The following is a 22191-nucleotide window of genomic DNA, read 5'->3' as shown; positions in this document are numbered from 1 at the left end:
AAGTTGGAGGCGACGCGACCTGCGGCGCACTCTCAGTTGCCCGGTACCGGCACCACGGCGATTTTGTAGGGATCGAAAATCTTCAGCATCTGGCCATTGTCGCGCAACCCTTGCAGCAGTTTCCCGAAGGCCTCGCCGCTGATCGGTGCGCTGGGGCGCAGGATCGCGTAGTGGTGATAAATCTGATCGACACGCTCGGACACCAGCAGTTGATCGGCGACCTTCTCGTTGCGCAAAAAGTAATCGCTCAGATAGGAACGCGTCACCAACGCAATATCTGCACGCCCGCGCAGCACCATCAGCAGGTTACTGTCATGGGAGTACGTCAGCGTGGCGTTGTAGTTTTGCGCGAGAAATCTCGGGTCGGCGTTGAAGTTGGCGAATTCGTAGTGATAGCCACTGAACAGCGCCAGACGCTTGCCGGCAATGTCGGAAAAATAACTCTGCTGGCGATCCGGTACGCGTTGCGCGACAAAAATCTCGGCGTCTTCCAGGCCCATGTCGACGTTGGTGTGGGGAATGTCCTTCCAGCCCCAGTCCGGGTTCTCGAAAATGGCCATGTCGACCCGGCCCTGCTTGAAGTCACCGAAGCGTCGGGGAATTGAAGTGGGCACCAGCACGAACTGATAGGTGGTTTGTGAGGCATTGAGTGCCTCGACCAGCTGCGGCAGCAAACCCGTGTCGGCGCCGGACTCCGGGCGCACGGTATAAGGCGGAAAATGGGCGGCACCGATCCGCACCAGTTGTGCGGCCTGGGAGGGCATTACCCATAACGCTGCAAGTGCTGCCAGCAAAAGCCGAGAAGCCGTCCGAATTGGCGAAGACATCAAAACAACCCACTCCCCGAAAAATACGCGTCAATGCAATCAAGCTAGGCGGTTTCGCCTACTTAGCCAGTTCCTGCCGGCCAAGACAACCTTATTACCGCTCTTCCAGCACCAGAATCAATGCCTCATCAGCCAATTGATCAAGGCTCATGCTGCCATCGGCGCGAAACCAGGTCGTGGTCCAGGACAATGCCCCCAACAGAAAACGGCGGGTGACGAACGCGTCGCCGCGGATAAAACCGGCGTCCTTGGCCTCGCCCAGCACCTGCAACCAGAGGTCTTCATAAATCTCGCGCAGTGCCAACACCTGTGCCTGCCCTTCTTTGGACAGCGAACGCCATTCATAGACCAATACCGCCATGGCCTCGCCACTGCCCCCCATGATCGACTGCAACTCACACCGAATCAGCGCCAGCACCCGCTCGCGCACGGTGGAGGACTCGGCCAGGGAGGCGCGCATCAACGCGGTGTTGTAGCGAATGGTTTCCTCCATCACCGCCCGCAGGATTTCGTCCTTGCTTTTGAAGTGATGAAAAATACTGCCCGACTGAATGCCTACAGCGCCGGCCAGATCGCGCACGGTGGTGCGTTCATAGCCTTTGTTGCGAAACAGGTGAGCCGCCACTTGCAGCAATTTGCCACGGGCACTGTCCGGGTCGGTCAACTGGCCTTTGGCGACCAGCTCGCGCATGACGTTCAGGGCTTTTTGCTCGTCCACCCGTTCTCTCCTACAGTCGTTCAGTCGAATGCGCCTTTCGCCGCTAAAACAGCGGGGTTTCGCGGGCAATTTAAGCTGGCAACGACAACCAAGCAAGCGCTTGGGCAGAAGATATTTCAGCCGTTTACAAACCAAGCGCTTGCTTGGTAGTCTCGAGGCACTTCTGTTGGAGGTGGTTATGAAGAGGACTGTGCCTGAAACAATCCGAATCGGTTGCGCCAGCGCGTTCTGGGGCGACACTTCGACCGCCGCCGCGCAACTGGTGGAAGGCGGCCGGCTGGACTATCTGGTGTTCGACTATCTGGCCGAAATCACCATGTCGATCATGGCCGGCGCGCGGCTGAAAGATCCTCAGGCCGGCTATGCGGGGGACTTCATCGAAGTCCTCAGCCCGTTGCTGGGGCAACTCGCCGAACAGAAAATTCGTGTGATCAGCAACGCCGGCGGGATCAACCCGCAAGCCTGCGCCGCCGCTTTGCAAGCGGCCTGCGACCAGGCCGGGGTGGAGATGAAAATCGCGGTGCTGCTGGGCGATGACCTGCAGCCGCAGTTCAAACAGCTGAGCAGCCTTGGCGTCCATGAAATGTTCAGCGGTGCGCCGCTTCCGCCGCTGTGCGCCTCCACCAACGCCTACCTCGGCGCGCCGGGCATTGTCGAAGCCCTGCGACTGGGCGCGGACATTGTGATTACCGGGCGCGTCGTCGATAGCGCCGTGGTCAGCGCCGCGCTGGTGCACGAGTTCGGCTGGTCGTGGCACGCCTACGACAAGCTCGCGCAAGCTGCGCTCGCCGGCCACATCATCGAATGCGGTGCCCAGTGCACGGGGGGCAACTTCACCGATTGGCGCGACGTGCCCGATTACGAACACATCGGTTTCCCCATCGTTGAAGTCAGCGCCGACGGCCAGTTCGTCGTCAGCAAGCCCGAAGGTTCCGGCGGACTGGTCACGCCACTGACGGTCGGCGAGCAGATGCTCTATGAAATCGGCGACCCGCGGGCCTATCTGCTGCCCGATGTGGTCTGTGACTTCACTCAAGTCAAACTCGTGCAACAAGGCAAGAATGCCGTTCAGGTGCATGGCGCAAAAGGCTTGCCGCCAACCGATCAGTACAAGGTCAGCGCCACGTACCCGGATGGATTCCGATGCACCGCCAGTTGCCTGATCGCCGGCATCGATGCCGTCGACAAGGCCCGGCGAGTCAGCGAAGCCATCATCAACAAGACGTCGGAGATTTTCAGCCAACGCGGCTGGGCGCCGTACAGCGAGGTGAACATCGAATTGCTGGGCAGCGAGGCCACTTACGGCCCCCACGGCCAGCGCCAGGACAGCCGCGAAGTGGTGATCAAGCTCGCCGTGCGTCATTCGTCTAAACAGGCATTGATTGTGTTCTCCCGGGAAATCGCCCAGGCCGCCACAGGCATGGCGCCGGGGCTGACGGGTATCGTCGGTGGGCGGCCGTCGGTCTATCCGCTGATCCGGCTGTTCTCGTTCCTGATCGACAAAACCGCCTGCACGCTGGAAATTGAGCTGATGGGCCAGCGCCACCCCTGCGCCCTGCCCGCCCTCGACGTGCTCGACACCGCCGATTTGCCCGTGCCGTTCGAGCCACCCAAACCCACTGGCCTGGCCGACGCCAGCGTGGCCCTGGTCAAACTCGCGGTGGCGCGTTCCGGCGACAAGGGCAACCACAGCAACATCGGCGTCATCGCCCGCGATCCCGAGTACCTGCCGTGGATCGCCGAAGCACTGACGCCGGCGGTGATCGTCGACTGGATGAGCCATGTGCTCGACCCGATTCACGGACGTGTCGAACGCTGGTATCTGCCCGCCAGCCACAGCCTGAATTTTCTGCTGGAAAACGCCCTCGGTGGCGGTGGCGTGGCGAGCCTGCGCATTGATCCGCAAGGCAAGGCCTTCGCCCAGCAACTGTTGGACATACAGATTCCGGTGCCTCAGCGCATCGCCGACCAGGTCAACTAGAGGACTGCCGCCGTGGCCTACGATTCGATTTTCAAAGCCGATTTGTTTGCAGGTTTTACCGTCATCGTCACCGGTGGCGGCAGCGGTATCGGCCGTTGCACCGCCCACGAACTGGCCGCCCTCGGCGCCCATGTGCTGCTGGTGGGACGCAACGCCGACAAACTGAAAACCGTCACCGCCGAGATTACCGAGGATGGCGGCAAGGCTGACTGGAAGACCTGCGATATTCGCGAAGAAGAAGCGGTCAAGCATCTGGTCAGCGAGTTAATTCGCACGCACGGGCCGATCCACGGACTGGTCAACAATGCCGGCGGACAGTTTCCGTCCGCATTGGCGTCGATCAATCAGAAAGGTTTCGAAACCGTGATGCGCACTAACCTGGTGGGCGGCTTCCTGATGGCCCGGGAAGTGTTCAATCAATCCATGAGCAAGCACGGCGGCGCCATCGTCAACATGCTCGCCGACATGTGGGGCGGCATGCCCGGCATGGGCCACTCGGGCGCAGCACGCTCGGGCATGGATAACCTGACCAAAACCGCGGCGTTTGAGTGGGGCTACGCTGGCGTGCGGGTCAACGCCGTGGCACCGGGCTGGATCGCATCCAGTGGCATGGACACTTACGAAGGCGCATTCAAGGCAGTCATTCCAACCTTGCGCGAGCATGTACCGCTCAAACGCATCGGCACCGAGTCGGAGGTCAGCGCGGCGATTGTCTTCCTGCTGAGCCCGGCCGCGACGTTTGTCAGCGGCAGCACCCTGCGCATTGATGGTGCCGCGAGCCTGGGAGGTCGGGCGTGGCCGATTCACAAGGCGACGAACAGTGAGTCGTATAACGGCTTCCACCGCGCCTACTTGCCAGAAGTGCTCCAGCCGGACGCCCCCAAGGACAAGGAATAAGCCATGCCGGTGATCCCGTCGCAAGTCGACCCGTTCAGCGAACAGTTCGCCCAGAATCGAGCGGCGATGCTGGCCGTTATCGAGCACGTCCGTCAGCTGGAACAAAACCTGCTGAACAAGGCTGCCGAAGCCAAGCCCAGGTTCGAAAAACGCGGCCAATTGCTGCCCCGCGAAAGGCTCAATCTTCTGCTCGACCCCGGCGCACCGTTCCTCGAACTGGCAAGCCTGGCCGGCTACAAACTGCACGATGACAAGGACGGCAGCGCAGCCGGTGGTGGGCTGATTGCCGGGATCGGCTACGTCTGCGGCGTGCGGGCGCTGGTGGTAGCGAACAACAGCGCGATCAAGGGCGGGACCATTTCCCCCAGCGGCCTGAAGAAATCCCTGCGCCTGCAACAGATCGCCATGGAGAACAAACTGCCGGTGATCACCCTCGCTGAAAGCGGTGGCGCCAACCTCAACTACGCCGCAGAAATTTTCGTCGAAGGCGCGCGCAGTTTTGCCAATCAGGCGCGCATGTCGGCCATGGGTTTGCCGCAGATTACCGTGGTCCACGGCTCTGCCACGGCGGGCGGCGCTTATCAGCCGGGGCTGTCGGATTACGTGGTGGTGGTGCGTGGCAAGGCCAAACTGTTTCTCGCCGGACCGCCGTTACTCAAAGCCGCGACCGGCGAAGTCGCCACCGACGAAGAACTGGGCGGCGCCGAGATGCACGCGCAAACCGCTGGCACTGCCGAGTACCTGGCCGAGAACGATGCCGATGGCGTGCGCCAGGCTCGCGAAATCGTCAGCATGCTGCCGTGGAACGATCAGCTGCAGTGGTTACCGGAACGTCACTGGGAGGAACCGCTCTACCCCATCGACGAACTGCTGGGCCTGATCCCGGACGACCCGAAAAAACCGTACGACGTGCGCGAAATCATCGCGCGGATTGCCGACGGTTCGAACTTCCTCGAATTCAAGGGCGAGTTCGATCAGCAAACCCTCTGCGGTCATCTGCAGATTCAGGGCCGGGCCTGTGGTTTCATCGGCAACAATGGCCCGATCACGCCCAAGGGTGCGAGTAAAGCCGCGCAGTTCATCCAGCTCTGCGACCAGAGCCAGACCCCGCTGCTGTTCTTCCACAACACCACCGGGTTTATGGTGGGCACCGAGTCCGAGCAGCAAGGCGTGATCAAGCACGGCGCCAAGATGATTCAAGCCGTGGCCAACGCCCGCGTGCCCAAATTGACCATCGTCGTCGGCGGCTCCTATGGCGCCGGCAACTACGCGATGTGTGGCCGCGGCCTCGACCCGCGCTTCATCTTCGCCTGGCCCAACAGCCGCACCGCAGTGATGGGCGGCGCACAGGCGGGCAAGGTCTTGCGAATCGTCACCGAAGCCAAACAGCTCAAGGACGGCCTGGTGCCAGACCCGAAAATGCTCGACATGCTGGAACAGGTCACCGCGCAGAAACTCGACAGCCAGTCCACCGCGCTCTATGGCAGTGCCAATCTATGGGATGACGGGCTGATCGACCCCCGCGATACACGGACCTTGCTCGGCTACTTGCTGGATATCTGTCATGAGGCCGACGTGCGGCCGCTGCAAACCAACAGTTTTGGTGTCGCGCGTTGATCGGACGCAGAGCGTCCCCAGAGGCCTTACCACGCGGAGCGTGGGAACGATCACGGATCACAGGAGAACAATAAAAATGATCTTCACCCAGGAACACGAAGCACTGCGTCGCACCGTCCGCCAGTTCGTCGATCACGAGATCAATCCGCACGTCGATGAATGGGAAAAAGCCGGGCGCTTTCCGATCCACGAGATCTTCCGCAAGGCCGGCGAACTTGGCCTGCTGGGGATTTCAAAACCGGAAAAATTCGGTGGCATGGGGCTGGACTACAGCTATTCGATTGTCGCCGCCGAAGAGTTCGGCACCATCCACTGCGGTGGTATTCCGATGTCGATCGGCGTGCAAACCGACATGTGCACCCCGGCGCTGGCGCGCTTCGGTTCCGATGAGTTGCGCGAAGAGTTCCTGCGCCCCGCAATCACCGGCGAGCAGGTCGGGTGCATAGGTGTCTCCGAGGTCGGTGCCGGTTCCGACGTCGCCGGGTTGAAAACCTCCGCCCGCAAGGAGGGCGATGACTACGTGATCAACGGCAGCAAGATGTGGATAACCAACTCGCCGAGCGCCGATTTCATCTGCCTGTTGGCCAACACGTCGGACGACAAACCGCACATCAACAAGTCGCTGATCATGGTGCCGATGAACACACCCGGGATCAGCCTCAGCTCTCACCTCGACAAGCTCGGCATGCGCAGCTCGGAAACCGCCCAAGTGTTTTTCGATAACGTGCGCGTGCCGCAACGCAACCGCATCGGCCATGAAGGCGCGGGTTTCATGATGCAGATGCTGCAGTTCCAGGAGGAGCGCTTGTTCGGTGCGGCGAACATGATCAAGGGCCTGGAATATTGCATCGACAGCACCATCGAGTACTGCAAGGAGCGCAAAACCTTCGGCAACGCACTGATCGACAACCAGGTCATTCACTTTCGCCTGGCCGAACTGCAAACCGAAATCGAATGCCTGCGCGCGCTGGTCTATCAGGCCACCGAGCAGTACATCAAAGGCCAGGATGTGACTCGCCTGGCCTCCATGGCCAAACTCAAGGCCGGGCGCCTCGGTCGCGAAGTCAGCGACAGTTGCCTGCAATATTGGGGCGGCATGGGCTTCATGTGGGACAACCCGGTGGCCCGGGCTTATCGCGATGTGCGCCTGGTGTCGATCGGCGGCGGCGCGGATGAAATCATGCTGGGGATCATCTGCAAACTCATGGGCATCCTTCCGGGGAAAAACAAATGAGCGCCCTCCCGGTTTGCCAGACCTTGCTGCTCGAACCGCACAACGGCGTACTGCACATCACCCTCAATCGTCCGCAAAGCCGTAACGCCATGAGCCTGCTGATGGTCGCCGAACTGCGTGCGGTGTTTTTGGCCGTGCGCGACGACCGTGAGATTCGCGCGCTGGTGATTGGCGGTGCCGGCGGGCATTTTTGCGCCGGTGGCGACATCAAGGACATGGCCAACGCCCGCGCTCAAGGTGCGTCGGCGTACCGCGATTTGAATCGAGCATTCGGCGCGCTGCTGCAAGAGGTGCAACATGCACCGCAAGTGGTGATAACGGTGTTGCAAGGCGCGGTGCTCGGCGGTGGCCTGGGCCTGGCCTGCGTCAGCGATGTCGCCCTGGCGGATCATCAGGCGCAATTCGGTTTGCCGGAAACCAGCCTCGGCGTGCTGCCGGCGCAGATCGCGCCGTTCGTGGTGCAGCGCATCGGCCTGACCCAGGCCCGACGACTGGCCCTGACAGCGGCTCGGTTCGATGGCACCCAGGCGCGACGTATGGGGCTGGTGCATTTTGTCGAGCACGACGCGCAAGCGTTGGCCGAGCGTCTCGATGAAATTTTGGCCCATGTACTGTGTTGCGCACCGGGGGCGAATGCGACGACTAAAAAACTGTTGCTGGCGAGCGCCGGGCAGCCTTCGGGAGCGTTGCTCGATGAGGCCGCCGAGTGGTTCAGTGAGGCGGTGACCGGGGCGGAAGGCGTCGAGGGGACCATGGCCTTCGTGCAAAAGCGTAAACCGGGGTGGGCCACTTAAAAGCTTCGCGGGCAAGCCTCGCTCCTACGGATCACCCAAACCTGTGGGAGCGGGCTTGCTCGCGAAGAGGCCCTCAAATTCACCGCACAACGTGAGAAAAAAACGCCATGCCCACCCTCAAAAAAATCCTGATCGCCAATCGCGGTGAAATCGCCTGTCGCATCCAGCGCACCGCCCAGGCACTGGGCTACCGCACCGTTGCCATCTTCAGCGAAGCCGATGCCGATGCCCTGCACGTGCGCATGGCCGACGAAGCCGTAAACATCGGCCCGGCCCCGGTGCAACAGTCTTACCTGAACATCCAGGCCATCATCGACGCGGCCCGGCGTACCGGCGCCGACGCGATCCATCCGGGGTATGGTTTTCTCTCGGAAAACGCTGGATTTGCCCTGGCCTGCCAGCTCGCCGGCATCACCTTCATCGGTCCCAGCCCCGAAGCCATCGAGTTGATGGGCAGCAAACGCTTGTCGAAACTCGCCATGATCAAAGCGGGCGTACCGTGCATCGAAGGTTATCAAGGCGCTGAGCAGGACGACGCGACCCTGAGCCGTGAAGCCGAGCGCATCGGTTACCCGCTGATGATCAAGGCCAGTGCCGGCGGTGGTGGACGCGGCATGCGCCTGGTGCACGACGCCAACGATCTGCTGGCGCAGATTCGCACCGCTCGTTCCGAAGCCCTGCACGGATTTGGCAGCGGTGAACTGATCCTCGAACAGGCGTTGGTCAATCCGCGTCATGTTGAAATCCAGTTGTTCGGCGACCAGCACGGTAACCTGATCTACCTCGGCGAACGCGATTGCTCGATTCAACGCCGTCATCAGAAAGTCATCGAGGAAGCCCCCTGCCCGGTAATGACCGGCGAACTGCGCCAGGCCATGGGCGAAGCGGCGCTGCAGGCCGGGCGAGCGGTGAGCTACGTCGGCGCCGGCACGGTTGAATTTTTGCTGGACGCGCGCGGGCGGTTCTACTTTCTGGAGATGAACACCCGGTTGCAAGTGGAGCACCCGGTGACTGAACTGATCACCGGGCTCGATCTGGTGGCTTGGCAACTGCTCGTCGCCGAGGGACTACCGCTACCGCTGCAACAGGAGCAGGTGCGCTTGAACGGGCATGCAATGGAAGTGCGCCTGTACGCCGAAGACCCGGCCCAGGGCTTTCTGCCCCAGACCGGGCGCATCAGCGCGTGGGAGCCCGCGCTGCAGGCAGGCGTACGCATCGACCATGGCCTGGTCGAAGGCCAGGACATCAACCCGTTTTATGACCCGCTGCTGGGCAAGCTCATCGCTTATGGCGCGACCCGCGAAGAAGCCCGGCGCAAGTTGCTGCGGGCAGTACAGGACAGCGTGCTGCTGGGCCTGCAGAGCAATCAGCACTTGCTCGCCAGTTTGCTGGAACACCCACAGTTCATCAGCGGCGAGTTCAGTACCGGGTTCATCCCGACCTATTTCGCTGACCATCCGTGCCTCCATCCTCATGTGCCCAGCGCAGAAGAACTGGCCGTCGCGGCGGCACTGTTCTATCAAGCCTCGGCGCAGACTCATCGCGCCCCCTTGGCCGGTTGGCGCAACAACGCCAGCGTGCCGTTGACCTATCGCATCGGCCTCGAGGATCAGGATTGGCCGGTGGAACTGCACGCGGTACCCGGCGAGCCGTATCGGATTCAAGTCGGTGGGCGCACACTTGAACTGCAGATCATTCAGAGCGATGGACGTCGGGCGACCCTGACGATCGATGGCATCCGCCGATGCCATGCCTATCGCCTGCAAGCCGGGCAACTCTGGCTGTTCATCCGCCCCGGCAGCCTGCGGCTGGTGGATCGCACACAAGCGTTGGTCAGCACTCAGGCCAGCGTCAGCTCCGGCACCCTTAAAGCGCCGATGGACGGGGCCATCGTCGACGTGCTGGTCAGTGAGGGCAGCCCGGTCACCAAGGGCCAGCTATTGGTGGTGCTGGAAGCCATGAAAATGGAGCATCCCCTCAAGTCAGGTATCGACGGAGTGCTCAAGCGCTTGCAGGTGCAGGTGGGTGATCAGGTAAAAAATCGTCAGATTTTGTTGGAGGTCGAATAAGCCCCTAGGCGGATCCATCGGGTTTGGCTACGCTCAAGCCCTATCAGGACGCGGATACCAGGAACCCTGCGATGCCTCATTGGCTGGTCATTGATCTGGAAGCCACCACCGATGAGGGTGGCTGGCCAGTAACGGAAATGGAAATCATCGAAATCGGCGCCACCCTGGTGGACCGCAAGGGTCGGGAACTGGATCATTTCCAGCGCTTCGTCCGTCCGTTGCGCCGGCCTGTGCTGACGCCGTTTTGCCGGGAGCTGACTCACATCACCCAAGCCAATATCGATGCCGCGCAGCCGCTGATCGAGATCTGGGCGATATTCGAACGCTGGCTCGGCCACCATCATTCGCGCCTGGAAGGCTGGGCCAGTTGGGGCGATTACGATCGTCAACAACTGCTTCAGGAATGGCAGCGCCTGCACCTCGACAGCCAGCTCAGCCGAGTGCCCCACATGAACCTCAAACAGCGCTTTGCCAAGGCTCGACGGCTGGAACGCCCGCTGGGGCTCAACGGCGCCCTGCAACTGGCGGGCATGCAATTCACCGGGCAGCAACACCGGGCGCTGGAAGATGCGCGCAATACTGCGCGCTTATTGCCGCTGATTCTCCCCCCTCTAGACAGGTGACGACACGGAGGGCCTTGTGCATACTGGCCAGCCCTTTTCAGCCCTTTTCGAGGAATCGCCCATGTTTAAAGTCAACGAGTACTTCGACGGCACCGTCAAGTCGATCGCCTTTGGCACCGCTGAAGGTCCTGCGACTATCGGCGTCATGGCTCCGGGCGAATACGAATTCGGCACCAGCCAGCGTGAAATCATGCACGTGGTGACCGGCGCCCTGACCGTCAAGCTGCCAGACAGCACCGACTGGGAAACCTTCGCCGCCGGCAGCCAGTTCAACGTGCCTGCCAACAGCAAGTTCCAGCTGAAAGTGGCCGTCGACACGGCTTACCTGTGCGAATACCGCGGCTAAAACCTCGAGTTTCGCAGCGTAAAAAAAATGCCCGTGTCCAGCGACACGGGCATTTTTCATTTCGGGGCGGTTATTCGAGGATCGTGACGGGCATGCCGACTTCAAGTTGGCCATAGCCGTCGTTAACCAGATTCTGGCCAAACATCGCGCCATCCGCCTCGGCACGGTACTTCTGCAAGGTCGCCAACGGTTCGCGATCCTCGCTACGCTCACCGGTGTGCGGGTCGATGGTGGTCAGAATGCAGCGTGAGCACGGCTTGACCACGCGGAACTCGACATCGCCGATGCGGATGCGCTTCCAGCCATCTTCGGCATACGCTTCACTGCCCTCGATCACCAGGTTCGGCCGGAAGCGCAACATTTCCAGCGAACGGCCAACCTTCTGCGACAAGTCTTCCAGCGACGCCTGCCCGATCAGCAACAGCGGGAAGCCATCGGCGAAGGCCACCTTATCGTCGTCCTTGCCATAACCGGCCTGCGTGGTTCGCGCGCGATCAACCGGTACTTGCACCAAGCGAGTCGGCTTGCCAATGAATTCACTGACCCACGCCCCCGCCTCATCGCCTGCATCGGGAACGCGCAAGGTGTCGCGCCAGATCGTCACGCCACGCAGTTCGGCGTCGCTGGCTGGCAAGGCAATTTCGATCGGCGAGTGGCCGGGAGCATTGAGGGTCAAACCGCCGTCGGCATCCCACAACGCCGACAACTGACTCATCTGCGCCACCGCACGTTGGGTCAGGAAGCGCCCACTCGCCTCATCCACCAGCATCCAGCGTCGGTCACCGTCCAGGCCCAGTTTGTCGAGCCCAACCTGTTGCAAGGTCTCACCCTTGCCGGATTTCAATGGATAACGATAAAGCGCGCTCAGACGCAGCATGGCCAGCTCCCTGGTACAAAAACGCCACCCTATACGAGCTTGATCGCCGAATCAAAGCCTGATGACTGGGGTTGATCGCTCGTGTCGGAATCAGGCGGGCACTTCGTCGAGCATCAAGCGCTGGCGCACCACGTCTACGAGTTTGTCCGGCTGGAATTTGGAGAGGAAGTTGTCGCAGCCGACCTTCTTCACCATCGAGTCGTTGAAGCTACCGGACAACGACGTGTGCAGCACTACGTATAGGCCACGCAGGCGTGGGTCGTTACGGATTTCGGTGGTCAGACGATAGCCATCCATCTCCGGCATTTCCGCGTCGGTGAACACCATCAGCAGTTTGTCGGTCATGGAAACACCGCTATCAGCCCAGGCCTTGAGCATGTTCAGCGCCTTCAACCCATCGCTGGCAATGTGCATCTTCACGCCCAGTTGGCCCAGCGTGTCGCGCAATTGCGCCAGGGCTACGTTCGAGTCGTCCACCAACAGCACTTCGCGGCCACGGGCGCGTTCGAGCACCGGGTCTTCGAGTTTTTCACGAGACACCTTGGCGTTGTACGGGACAATTTCGGCCAGTACTTTCTCAACGTCGATGATTTCCACCAACTGGTCGTCGACCTTGCTGATGGCGGTCAGGTAATGCTGACGGCCAGCGCTGGTCGGCGGTGGCAAAATGGCTTCCCAGTTCATGTTGACGATACGGTCGACGCCACCGACCAGGAACGCCTGCACCGACCGGTTGTACTCGGTGACAATGATCGTACTGGTGGGGCTTGGCACCAACGGACGCATGCCGATGGCCTGGGACAGGTCAATCACCGGCAGGGTCTGGCCACGCAGGTTAACCACGCCGCACACAAACGGATGGCGCTGTGGCATCAGTGTCAGCTTCGGCAGTTGCAGTACTTCTTGCACTTTGAACACGTTGATGGCGAACAACTGGCGCCCGGCCAACCGGAACATGAGAATTTCCAGGCGATTCTCACCCACTAATTGCGTGCGTTGGTCTACCGTGTCGAGAATGCCGGCCATCAATGACTCCTGGTCTTGTTCTGATGAATTTACTAAAGAGGGTTATCGGCTGTTGTCGCCGGACCTTGACCCCCGTACAAAATGCCACGCACAGGCATTGATGTCACATTAACATCATGTTTTACTGACCCTGTGAATTCATCCGCATCATTTCCGGCGACACGACCTCGGTTCGTTCGTTTGGTTCCCCTGTGTAAGGGATTCCCCTAGTAACAATCAGGAACATCCTGATATTCGCAATATCCAATAGCCATTAATGTGACGCCATTCTCATTGCATGAACGGAGTCAGGCTTTTGTGTGCGATCGCAGGTAAGTGGCCATCCGCCCTCTCGTGTTCCTCAGCCTGTCGCCAGGCCGATCGAATCGCGATCTCACGACGAAACGGCTTTGCCGGGACATTTCTTGTCTTCGTCGACACACACGGCGTTCCCTCATTTGACATGACGTTGTGGAGATAAGCATGCCGAACGACCATAAAGAGTGGGCTCAACGGCTCCCGGAATTTCTCGTCGAGGCTGAAACTCTCCTGGCCAAAACCGAGGAATGCCTGAGTCATTTGCAACTGATCAGCAATGACAAGGACGCCATCGACTGCATGCTTAGCACCCTCCTGAAACTGGCCAGCAAGGCTGATGCGCTGGCTCTGGCGGCCGTCTCGGACTTTTCCCTACACATTCACGGCTTGTTGAACCATGCCCAGCACCACATGGATCTGCACGACCAGGCCCTGGACGCGCTGAAAGACTGCCTGACGCTGATCGCCTGGCAACTCGAGCTCATTGATCAGACCACGGGTCAGCTAAGCCTCGACGACAGTGAACAGACATCACTGATCGAAGCCTTCGCTTTTCAGGTGGGACAAAGCCAGTTTCAGCCACCGGCTAATTCCAAACCGTTCACACTCGTTTCCTACTCGGGGCGACAAGCTTAAAGGCATCAGGCAACTATGCCGTGCCCGATATTTTTATTGCGATGACAGCGCAATAACTTTGCGCATGTCGCTATTGAATAATTCATACCTGATAACGACAAACCCAGGCCATTAACTATTTTTGCCGACAACTGACTGTAAGCCCTGTCTAGGGTTTTGCCTGGTAATAAACATCAGGAATAATAGACATCCTTAAACGATAACAACCCTACTTTTTCCATTGTGGAACTCTCGTCTATAACCCCGTGTTTGCGGAAGCACGAACTCATATGGCGAGCGCGACCAACGGTATCTTAAGTGGTATTATGCCGACCATTAGTTGACGCCAAATAATGGCAGAGTGATTCCAGGCGTGCATCCCGACGACGTTCAATACAGGATGAACTCTGACGTACGCGCCGCCGGAGTGGACGCCTAAAACAACAAGACAGAGATCCGTCAGCCAACATGACCGGTCTGCCCGCAGCAAACATCCATTGGCTTCCCATCCGCTATGTACGCCAGCCTCAAGTCAATCACTCAGTGGCCACCCTCCCGAGAAAACGCGCGACGGTTCACGCTGTTGCTATGCACCGCTTCGGTACTTGGCAGCCTGCTGGTTTATGCCTTGTCCACTCGCCTGCCGCTGGCTTTGCTGATGCTCAATATGGCGGCTGTGGCGTGTGTCTGGGTGCAGCATCGCCTGTCGCGCAAATCGATCAAGTTTCAGCCTCAAGAACTGGCCGACCGACTGTTGGAGGTTCAGGAAAACGAACGCCACCGCCTCAGTCGAGAATTGCATGATGACATTGGCCAGTTGCTGACAGCGGCAAAACTTCAAAGTGAATGGCTCAAACGCCGAATGCCTGACGAACTTCAAGAGCAGTGCTCGGTGCTCTGCGACACGCTGGAAGAGACTTTGACCAAAGTTCGTGATGTCTCGGCCATTCTCAATCCTCGGCAACTGACCAGCCTTGGACTGGAAGCCAGCCTGCGTGAGCATTTGCTCAAGACCCTGGCCAATACGCCGGTGCACTGGAGCCTGGAATGTCATCAGCGATTGACCGGTATTCCAGAGGAAATGGCGGTGGCCGCCTTTCGCATCACTCAGGAAGCCGTGACCAATATTTTGCGCCATGCCGAAGCGAAAAACCTGCTGGTTCGCCTGCAACGCCTGCCTAAAGGCCTGACGCTGTTGATCAGCGATGACGGTCTGGGCTTCGCGCCTGCGACCGATCCCGGTCGTGAGGGGCAACGCGGGATGGCGGGAATGTCAGAACGGATTGATCAACTGGGTGGCACACTGAGTGTTACCAGCGAGCCGGGCAAAGGCACTCAAATTGAAGCTCTCTTTCCTTGGGCGCCTCGTGCGCTCGAACGGGCCAGTACGAATAAGGTTTTGCATTGACTTGTAACTTACTTCTGGTGGATGACCACTCGCTGATCAGGGCTGGCGTACGCGCTCTGGTGCTGGATATTCCTGGTTACGCCGTCATTGGTGAAGCCAATGACGGTTCGCAGCTACTGGAAATGGTCGAGCAGCTGTCTCCGGACATTGTGCTGCTGGATATTTCCATGAAGGAAACCAGCGGCCTTGACGCATTGCAGCGACTCAAGCGCGTTCGTCCACAAAGCAAAGTGCTGATCCTGTCGATGCACACCGATCCCACCCTAATCATGCAGGCACTGGAATCCGGCGCCCATGGCTACTTGCTCAAGGACACGACGGCCACCGAGCTCGAACACGCCCTGGATGCCTTGCGCAACAACGAACGCTACCTGAGCCCGGCTATCGCCCATACGGTGATCAATCAGGCGCTGACCCGAACCCAGAAACACCAGGCAGAAACGAGCGACTCACACAATCTGACGACACGTCAGCTGGAGATCCTGCGGTTGATCGTTCGCGGAAAATCCACCCGGGAAATCGCCAATGGACTGGGCCTGAGCATCAAGACTGTCGAAACCCATCGCTCGCAGATCATGAAACGCTTGCAGATCTACGACGTGGCTGGCCTGGTGCTGTTTGCCGTGCGTGAGCAGATTATCAGCCTGGACGATTAGCCGTTCCGGAAACACTCAGCAGCGGCGAGTGATCGGGCAAATGCACCCGCAATGCGGCCGGGCGTGCCGAGAAACGCAGGCTGTCGCCCTCCAGGGGTTCACCATCGAGGTTGATATAAAGACCTTCCGAGACCTTGATCTCGACCCATGGCAAGCGCGCCCGTACAAACAGGTTGTCGATACCGAAGCCATCGGTCAGCAGGCTTTTCAACGTGCCGACCACTTCCTGTGGCGCAGGCAGAATGCTGATATCCAGCAGACCATCGTCAGCCAGTGCCTGCGGGCACAACACATGCCCGCCGCCCGCTTGCCGGCCGTTGCCGATGCCCAACGCCAGCAGCTCGCCACTCCACTGAAAATCCGGACCATGCAATTCGCCATAAGCCGCGTGCAATTCACTGAATCGCGATAACCCGGTGAACAGGTAAGCGGCGCCGCCGAGGACTTTTTTCAGATCCTCCGAGGTGTTTGCCGTGACCTGGCTGCCAAAACCGCCCGTGGCCATATTCAGAAACAGCTGTCCGCCGACTTCTCCCAGGTCAATGGCACTCGGGGCAACATCGAGAAGCTCCAGTGCCTGTGCAGGCTCCAGAGGCACGCCGGCGGCGCGCGCGAAATCATTGGCAGTCCCCAGCGGCAAGAGCACCAGGCTGGCCTGCGTAGAATGTTCAGCCATAGCCTCGGCGATTTCACGCAAGGTGCCGTCGCCGCCGCCAGCGATGATCTGCCGATAACCGGCTGCCACCGCTTCGTTCACCAATCGCCGCGCGTCACCTGCCTCCCAAGTCAGTCGAACGGCCAATTCCCAACCTTGTTCGCGCTTGCCTTCGACGGCCGCACGAACCGCCTCGTTGAGCGCCTGCTTGCCATGCAAAATCAACATCGCCTTGTGTTCGCTCATTGTGCTCACTCCCATGATTGAATCCATATGGCAGATGTTGACCTCGGTACACCCCATAAAAGTCGCAAAAAATTGATTTATTTACAGTCGATCAGCCTGTTGTCCTACACGCCAGGATTTTTCCTACAAAACGTGAGGAATCGGCTCAATTGACCGCCGCGTGTGATTGGTACACCTTGGTGTGGCGGTTATCAGTCATCCAGCAGGAAATACACAGGGACGTGAGATGCAAAGCCATGACATCCGGTCACCGGCCATTCCGGTCGAACCGTTCGCAGAAAAACGCGCCAATCATCAGGCCGAATTAAAGAACAGCGCAAAACCCATGGGAGAAGTTGATATGGAACCTCGCGTCATCGAACTGGAGACACACCTCAAATACATCCGACGGGACATGGATGAAGTCCGTGGTGACGTCAAATCCATCAAACACCGGCTCGCGTACTCAGCAGGGGGAACCGCTGTAGTCCTCGCGGTTCTGGCCTGGATCGCCAACAGTCGTTTCGACCAGGTCGTGACACTGTTGGCTCAATAGGCAGCGCCATGAACGCAAAACCCGGTTCGATCAACCGGGTTTGCAGGATGCAGCCTGGCACTAATCAGCCGAGAACTTCGCTGAGCGGTATGAAGTTTACGCTGTCGCCTTCTATCAACGTGCGACCTTCCAGCACCTCTACCAAACCGTCGGCCCAGGCGGCGCTGCGCAGCACACCCGAACTCTGATTCTTGTAGATGATTGCCCGACCGTTCTCCAGACGCCCACGCAAATACTCGCGGCGATTGCCGGGCTTGGGCCAGTCAAACCCTGTCGGCACCTGAAACTTCAGGGGTTCAACCTCTTTGACGCCCTGACGACGCAACAGATAAGGCCTTGCCAACAACGCAAAAGTCACCAGCGTCGACGCCGGGTTGCCGGGTAAACCAATCACCGGCACGCCGCGAAAATGCCCGAACGTCAGCGGCTTGCCAGGTTTGATGGCGAGCTTCCACAACGTCAACTCGCCCTCTTCTCGCAAGGCAATGCCCAGGAAGTCGGCCTCGCCCACTGATACGCCACCTGTCGAGAGGATCAGGTCGACATTCTTCAATTCGCCAAGACGAGCACGAGTGGTCTCCAGATTATCCGGCAGAATGCCGGCATCGATCACTTCATAGCCCAGGCGCTGCAACCAGCTGCAGAGCAACACCCGATTACTGTTGTAGATCTGTCCCGGCCCCAGTGGCTGACCCGGCTCAATCAATTCGTCCCCGGTGGACAGAACCGCAACGCGCACCTTGCGAATAACCTCCAGATCTGCGCGCCCCAGCGATGCCGCCAGGCCCTGTTCGATCGGCCCCAGACGCGTGCCGGCGGACAGGATCAGTTCACCAATGGTTGTTTCCTGTCCTTGTGGACGGATGTTTTGGCCGACGGTCATGGCTTCGGTGAAACGAACGCGTTCATCCGCCTGCACTTCGGCGTTTTCTTGCATCTCAACGCAATCGGCGCCGGCGGGAACTGGCGCACCGGTGAAGATTCGTGCGCAGGTTCCTGGTTTCAAAGGCTCAGGGGCCTGGCCAGCAAAAATCTTTTGACTGACCACCAACGGCTCTCCTGTCCCGTCGGACAGGCGCAAGGCATAACCGTCCATGGCGCTGTTGGGCCATGGCGGCAGATCAAGTGTCGAAATCAGGTCATCGGCCAGCACACGACCCTCAACCTGCGCCAACGGCAAGCGTTCACGCTCGCGAATCGGTGCGGCCTCGGCCATGTCGAGCAAGCGTGCCAGCGCCATCTCGACAGCCATGAGGCTGCCTGCCTTGCCTGGCTTACCCGCGGGATTCACAGGGTGCCGCCTGCTTTAGATGAGGAACGAAATTGCACGGGCGGTGCCGTGAATCCAGCTGCTCGGCAAGGATTCCATCCCAACCGGTGCGCACGGCATTTGTCGAACCCGGCAAGCAGCAGACCAGTGTGCCATTGGCCAGACCCGCCAATGCTCGGGACTGGACAGTCGAGGTGCCAATGTCCGCTACTGAAATTTGCCGGAACAGCTCACCAAAACCATCGACCTGCTTGTCCAGCAGGCAGCTCACCGCTTCCGGCGTGCTGTCGCGTCCGGTGAACCCGGTGCCGCCAGTGATCAAGACCACTTGCACGACATCGTCGGCAATCCAGTTCGCGACTTGCGCGCGGATTTTGTAGAGGTCATCTTTGAGCAAAACCCGCGCAGCCAGGTGATGGCCGGCAGCGCTCAAGCGGTCGACGAAGACTTGTCCTGACGTGTCGGTTTCCAGGGTACGGGTATCGCTGACAGTCAGCACCGCGATGTTGAGCGGGGCGAAAGGTACATCAGCCTTGGCTTTCATAGGCTCGTCCAGTTGTAGGAGAAACAGCCCGGTGTTATATCACAGCGCCCTATTTTTTCGCCGCCTCCATGGAGATCTGCCATGACTTCGACTACGCATTTGCCGCCCTGCTCGATTCTGCTCCTGGCGGGTGGCCGCGGCCAGCGCATGGGCGGTCAGGACAAAGGACTGCTGGAATGGCACGGCGAGCCACTGATTGCGCACCTGCACGGCAAGACCCGGTCGCTGAGCGATGACCTGATCATCTCCTGCAACAGAAACCTGGAAAAGTACGCGCCCTATGCGGATCACTTGGTCCATGACGATGAAGGTGATTTTCCTGGCCCACTGGCGGGTATTCGCGCCGGCCTGAGGGCGGCCCGCCATACGCATCTGCTGGTGCTGCCGTGTGACGTCCCGCGCATCGATGCCGAATTGCTCCAGAACATGCGGGAAACCGCCAGCCAGTACCCGGACCAACCGCTGATGCTGCGCCATGGCGAACACTGGGAACCTTTACTGTGCGTCATCCCGGTGGCGCTCCTGGCAGATTTCGAAAGTGCCTGGAACGACGGTGAACGCAGCCCGGGTCGCCTCATGCGTAAGTTGGGCGCTATCGCTCTGCAATGCCCGGACAACGACCCTCGATTGGCCAACCTCAATACGCCTGAGCTTTTAAGCATCCACTACACTGTGTCAGACTGACACGAGAAGGAACTTGCACGTGCTGCACACGTCTCAAGCTCAGTAACCAAAAGAATTCATATTCGGAGACACACCCATGACTCAACGGACCCTCGCCACTTTCATGCTCGCGCTGGGCCTTGCGACCCTCGCAGGTTGCGCATCGCCTACAGTGATCACGTTGAATGACGGTCGAGAAATCCAGGCTGTCGATGCGCCCAAGTTTGATAAGGATTCGGGTTTCTACGAATTCGAACAACTGGATGGCAAACAAACCCGTATCAACAAGGATCAGGTCCGTACCGTTAAAGAGCTGTAATCTTTGCGGTGACCACCGGATAGACAAAAGCCCGCTTCATGCGGGCTTTTTCGTGGCTGAAGTTCAGCAAATCCGCTGAACCCCATGATCACCATTGCAGGGTAATGGAGCTTTCGAATGCTCTTTGTTGACCCGTGACCGGATCCACAAACTTCAGCCCCTGAGCAAGTAGTTTCAGAGGATTGGCATAATCATCTTCAACATCCTTGAGTACCTGTGGATAGAACGGGTCATTGCAGATGCTTGCGCCCAGGGCGGTCATGTGAACGCGCAACTGATGCTTCTTGCCCGTCACCGGGTAAAGCGCATAACGCCATAGATCGCCATTCTTTTCCCTGACCTCGATGGCCGTCTCGGTATTGCTGACGCCCGGACCTTCCTGCATACGGAAGAACGGCTCGCCATCGACCAGCCTGCTTTTGTGAACCAATGGAAAGGTCAGATCAGGCAATGCCCGGGCGATTGCTTCGTAGCGTTTTTCAATCTGCCGCGTAGGAAACAACGACTGATACGCCGAGCGGCTTTGAGGGTTGGCCGAAAAAAGCACCAGCCCCGCCGTATGCCGGTCGATGCGGTGCAAAGGCACCAGATGCGGGTTATCCAGCCGACGGATCAGCCGCCGCAACAGGGTCTGTTCGACATATTCACCTGCCGGAGTCACTGGCAGGAAATGCGGTTTGTCCGCCACCACCAGATGCTCATCCGCGTACAGGATCGACTCGGTCACAGGGATCGGTTTTTCATCCGGCACTTCCCGAAAATAGTGAATCCGCAGGCCTTCCTTGTAAGGCAGGTCAAGGGCAATTGGAACACCGTGAGCGTCGAGAACGCGACCGCGTGCAATCCTGTCCAGCCATTGTTCACGACCGATGGCGCTGAAGTGCTCGCACAGGCAATCGAGTACGGTCTGCCACTGACCAGGCGGCAGGTACAGCGTACTGGCCTGGTTGTGTGCAGCAGAAAAAGATGAAATGGACATACGAAAGCTCTGACCCTCAATACAGAGCGGCATTATCCAACAGCGGCCGGAACGAACCTAGAAGAGAATCTTCAAGCCCTTATCGACTGCGTTCGCGCGGCCGCTTCGGTGAATTCCTTCAGCCAGCGCAGCACGTCGACCGCTTCCCAGCGCCCCGGGTCATACAGTGCATACAACAACCCTTGATAGCCCACGACATCCAGTTGCCGGTGATAGCCTGCGCGTTGAAACAAGGCTTCGATTTCAGCAAAACAGGTATTGAAATGCAGTTTGTTGAACGGAGTCTTTCCTTCCGTCACCAAGCCATCCAGACGCAATTCGAGTACAGCCTCGCGCACCACGTCCGCCGACATACGGTTCACGCTGTTCTTTAATTGTTCGACATTGACCAAGGTTCATCCCTCTGACTTCTGGGATCACCTGCCCAAACCTGAAAGCAGGACGTATGGCAGGCAATCGGAATAGCTGTATGCACATACAGTAACCGAATAACCTGTTTTTCGCCAATGCATGAATCACGGACGCGACAGGCGCAAGCGTCGCCAACTGCTCAGGGTCAGCGCAAGAAGGCCACGACCTGTTCCGCATCGAACGGCCAGTCGAGCTCGGCGCCGGTATCAAGACGCCGCAGCACGGGAATACGCAAACCGTAGTCTTCGACCCAGTCTTCGTTTTCGGCGATGTCGACCAACTCGACCATTAAACCGTGCTCCACCAGGGGCATCAGTTCTTCTTCGGCGAGTTCACAGAGATGGCAACCAAGGGTGCCGAACAGCTGACATTCAGGAGGCATGACCACCAGACCAGGCAAAGTAAGCGTTTATTCTAGGCCCACGATCAAAGGGCGTCGAGCCAGCGGCTGGGTGCCTGCACGCCGCTGATTTCAAGAAGTTTCGGCAATCCCCTGACGCAAATCATTCGCGCCAAACGCCAGTTACGTAATGCTCGCGGCTTTTTAGCCTCTACGCTTGAGTAGCCAACGCCCGACACCGGAG

The 22191-nt window shown here is 59.1% G+C and carries 24 protein-coding genes; 14 read left to right on the top strand and 10 right to left on the bottom strand.

Translation table 11 applies throughout. The annotated features are described in order from the left end of the window. Window positions 1-32: 32 nt before the first annotated feature. On the bottom strand, window positions 33-827 hold the full coding sequence (locus ACA052_RS07970; RefSeq protein WP_497649162.1) for a substrate-binding periplasmic protein: 795 nt from the start codon (window positions 825-827) through the stop codon (window positions 33-35). Window positions 828-921: 94 nt separating this feature from the next. Then, a complete protein-coding gene (locus tag ACA052_RS07965; protein WP_497649161.1) occupies window positions 922-1545 on the bottom strand; it encodes a TetR/AcrR family transcriptional regulator in 624 nt (207 codons plus the stop codon). Window positions 1546-1735: 190 nt separating this feature from the next. On the opposite strand from ACA052_RS07965, the gene ACA052_RS07960 reads away from it, so the two are divergent. The 8 genes from ACA052_RS07960 to ppnP all read left to right on the top strand — a co-directional run bounded on the left by ACA052_RS07960 (window position 1736) and on the right by ppnP (window position 11106). Next, window positions 1736-3526 (top strand): acyclic terpene utilization AtuA family protein, encoded by a 1791-nt coding sequence (locus ACA052_RS07960; RefSeq protein ID WP_497649160.1) that lies wholly within the window; start codon window positions 1736-1738, stop codon window positions 3524-3526. Window positions 3527-3538: 12 nt separating this feature from the next. Then, window positions 3539-4423, top strand: a complete 885-nt coding sequence (locus tag ACA052_RS07955) for an SDR family oxidoreductase (RefSeq protein ID WP_497649159.1) — start codon at window positions 3539-3541, stop codon at window positions 4421-4423. Between the two features lie 3 nt (window positions 4424-4426). Then, window positions 4427-6040 carry a geranyl-CoA carboxylase subunit beta gene (gene atuC / locus ACA052_RS07950; protein ID WP_497649158.1) on the top strand — a complete coding sequence of 538 codons (1614 nt, stop codon included), beginning with the start codon at window positions 4427-4429 and terminating at the stop codon, window positions 6038-6040. Between the two features lie 76 nt (window positions 6041-6116). Beyond that, window positions 6117-7274, top strand: coding sequence for a citronellyl-CoA dehydrogenase (atuD, locus tag ACA052_RS07945; RefSeq protein WP_497649157.1), 1158 nt, complete (start codon window positions 6117-6119; stop codon window positions 7272-7274). Continuing rightward, entirely contained in the window at window positions 7271-8068 is a 798-nt protein-coding gene (locus ACA052_RS07940; protein ID WP_497649156.1) for an enoyl-CoA hydratase/isomerase family protein, read from the top strand. The genes atuD and ACA052_RS07940 overlap by 4 nt, the downstream gene beginning before the upstream one ends. Window positions 8069-8175: 107 nt before the next feature. Next, a complete protein-coding gene (locus ACA052_RS07935) occupies window positions 8176-10137 on the top strand; it encodes an acetyl/propionyl/methylcrotonyl-CoA carboxylase subunit alpha (RefSeq protein ID WP_497649155.1) in 1962 nt (653 codons plus the stop codon). A 71-nt stretch (window positions 10138-10208) separates the two neighbouring features. Further along, window positions 10209-10760, top strand: coding sequence for a 3'-5' exonuclease (locus ACA052_RS07930; RefSeq protein WP_497649154.1), 552 nt, complete (start codon window positions 10209-10211; stop codon window positions 10758-10760). A 61-nt stretch (window positions 10761-10821) separates the two neighbouring features. Then, on the top strand, window positions 10822-11106 hold the full coding sequence (ppnP, locus tag ACA052_RS07925) for a pyrimidine/purine nucleoside phosphorylase (protein WP_010461229.1): 285 nt from the start codon (window positions 10822-10824) through the stop codon (window positions 11104-11106). Between the two features lie 70 nt (window positions 11107-11176). Here the strand turns inward: ppnP and ACA052_RS07920 are convergent, their stop codons facing one another. Together ACA052_RS07920 and ACA052_RS07915 are read right to left on the bottom strand one after the other, a co-directional pair. Further along, window positions 11177-11983, bottom strand: coding sequence for an MOSC domain-containing protein (locus ACA052_RS07920; protein WP_497649153.1), 807 nt, complete (start codon window positions 11981-11983; stop codon window positions 11177-11179). A 90-nt stretch (window positions 11984-12073) separates the two neighbouring features. Then, window positions 12074-13009, bottom strand: coding sequence for a chemotaxis protein CheV (locus ACA052_RS07915; RefSeq protein ID WP_497649152.1), 936 nt, complete (start codon window positions 13007-13009; stop codon window positions 12074-12076). Window positions 13010-13471: 462 nt separating this feature from the next. On the opposite strand from ACA052_RS07915, the gene ACA052_RS07910 reads away from it, so the two are divergent. The 3 genes from ACA052_RS07910 (at window position 13472) to ACA052_RS07900 (ending at window position 15985) form a co-directional block, all read left to right on the top strand. Continuing rightward, entirely contained in the window at window positions 13472-13942 is a 471-nt protein-coding gene (locus ACA052_RS07910) for a hypothetical protein (RefSeq protein ID WP_497649151.1), read from the top strand. A 493-nt stretch (window positions 13943-14435) separates the two neighbouring features. Then, window positions 14436-15329, top strand: coding sequence for a sensor histidine kinase (locus tag ACA052_RS07905; protein WP_497649150.1), 894 nt, complete (start codon window positions 14436-14438; stop codon window positions 15327-15329). Further along, entirely contained in the window at window positions 15326-15985 is a 660-nt protein-coding gene (locus ACA052_RS07900; RefSeq protein ID WP_497649149.1) for a response regulator, read from the top strand. Before ACA052_RS07905 ends, ACA052_RS07900 begins: the two co-directional genes overlap by 4 nt. Here ACA052_RS07900 and yegS read toward each other — a convergent pair. Continuing rightward, window positions 15969-16886 carry a lipid kinase YegS gene (yegS, locus tag ACA052_RS07895; RefSeq protein WP_497649148.1) on the bottom strand — a complete coding sequence of 306 codons (918 nt, stop codon included), beginning with the start codon at window positions 16884-16886 and terminating at the stop codon, window positions 15969-15971. The two genes, ACA052_RS07900 and yegS, sit on opposite strands and share 17 nt — an antisense overlap. Before the next feature lie 226 nt (window positions 16887-17112). On the opposite strand from yegS, the gene ACA052_RS07890 reads away from it, so the two are divergent. Then, window positions 17113-17421, top strand: a complete 309-nt coding sequence (locus ACA052_RS07890) for a hypothetical protein (protein ID WP_497649147.1) — start codon at window positions 17113-17115, stop codon at window positions 17419-17421. A gap of 64 nt (window positions 17422-17485) precedes the next feature. On the opposite strand, the gene ACA052_RS07885 is transcribed toward ACA052_RS07890, so the two are convergent. Beyond that, window positions 17486-18712: a molybdopterin molybdotransferase MoeA gene (locus ACA052_RS07885; RefSeq protein WP_497649146.1), complete on the bottom strand. Its 1227-nt coding sequence runs from the start codon at window positions 18710-18712 to the stop codon at window positions 17486-17488. Next, the gene (gene moaB / locus ACA052_RS07880; RefSeq protein ID WP_497649145.1) at window positions 18696-19235 is read right to left on the bottom strand and encodes a molybdenum cofactor biosynthesis protein B; all 540 of its coding nucleotides are present in this window, start codon (window positions 19233-19235) and stop codon (window positions 18696-18698) included. The genes ACA052_RS07885 and moaB overlap by 17 nt, the downstream gene beginning before the upstream one ends. Window positions 19236-19316: 81 nt before the next feature. Here moaB and mobA point away from each other — a divergent pair, with 81 nt between their 5' ends. Next, window positions 19317-19919 carry a molybdenum cofactor guanylyltransferase MobA gene (mobA, locus tag ACA052_RS07875; RefSeq protein ID WP_497649144.1) on the top strand — a complete coding sequence of 201 codons (603 nt, stop codon included), beginning with the start codon at window positions 19317-19319 and terminating at the stop codon, window positions 19917-19919. Between the two features lie 76 nt (window positions 19920-19995). Then, a complete protein-coding gene (locus tag ACA052_RS07870; RefSeq protein WP_033059146.1) occupies window positions 19996-20217 on the top strand; it encodes a YgdI/YgdR family lipoprotein in 222 nt (73 codons plus the stop codon). Window positions 20218-20305: 88 nt separating this feature from the next. Here the strand turns inward: ACA052_RS07870 and ACA052_RS07865 are convergent, their stop codons facing one another. The 3 genes from ACA052_RS07865 to ACA052_RS07855 form a co-directional block, all read right to left on the bottom strand. Beyond that, window positions 20306-21196, bottom strand: coding sequence for a pseudouridine synthase (locus ACA052_RS07865; protein ID WP_497649143.1), 891 nt, complete (start codon window positions 21194-21196; stop codon window positions 20306-20308). Window positions 21197-21267: 71 nt separating this feature from the next. Further along, the gene (locus ACA052_RS07860; protein ID WP_178129283.1) at window positions 21268-21588 is read right to left on the bottom strand and encodes a transcriptional regulator; all 321 of its coding nucleotides are present in this window, start codon (window positions 21586-21588) and stop codon (window positions 21268-21270) included. A 164-nt stretch (window positions 21589-21752) separates the two neighbouring features. After that, window positions 21753-21989 (bottom strand): glutaredoxin family protein, encoded by a 237-nt coding sequence (locus ACA052_RS07855; protein ID WP_497649142.1) that lies wholly within the window; start codon window positions 21987-21989, stop codon window positions 21753-21755. Window positions 21990-22191 lie beyond the last annotated feature (202 nt).

Source organism: Pseudomonas sp. LBUM1644 (assembly GCF_059716195.1).
Note: the sequence above shows the minus strand (reverse complement) of the source record. Positions and strands in the feature narration are given on the sequence as shown.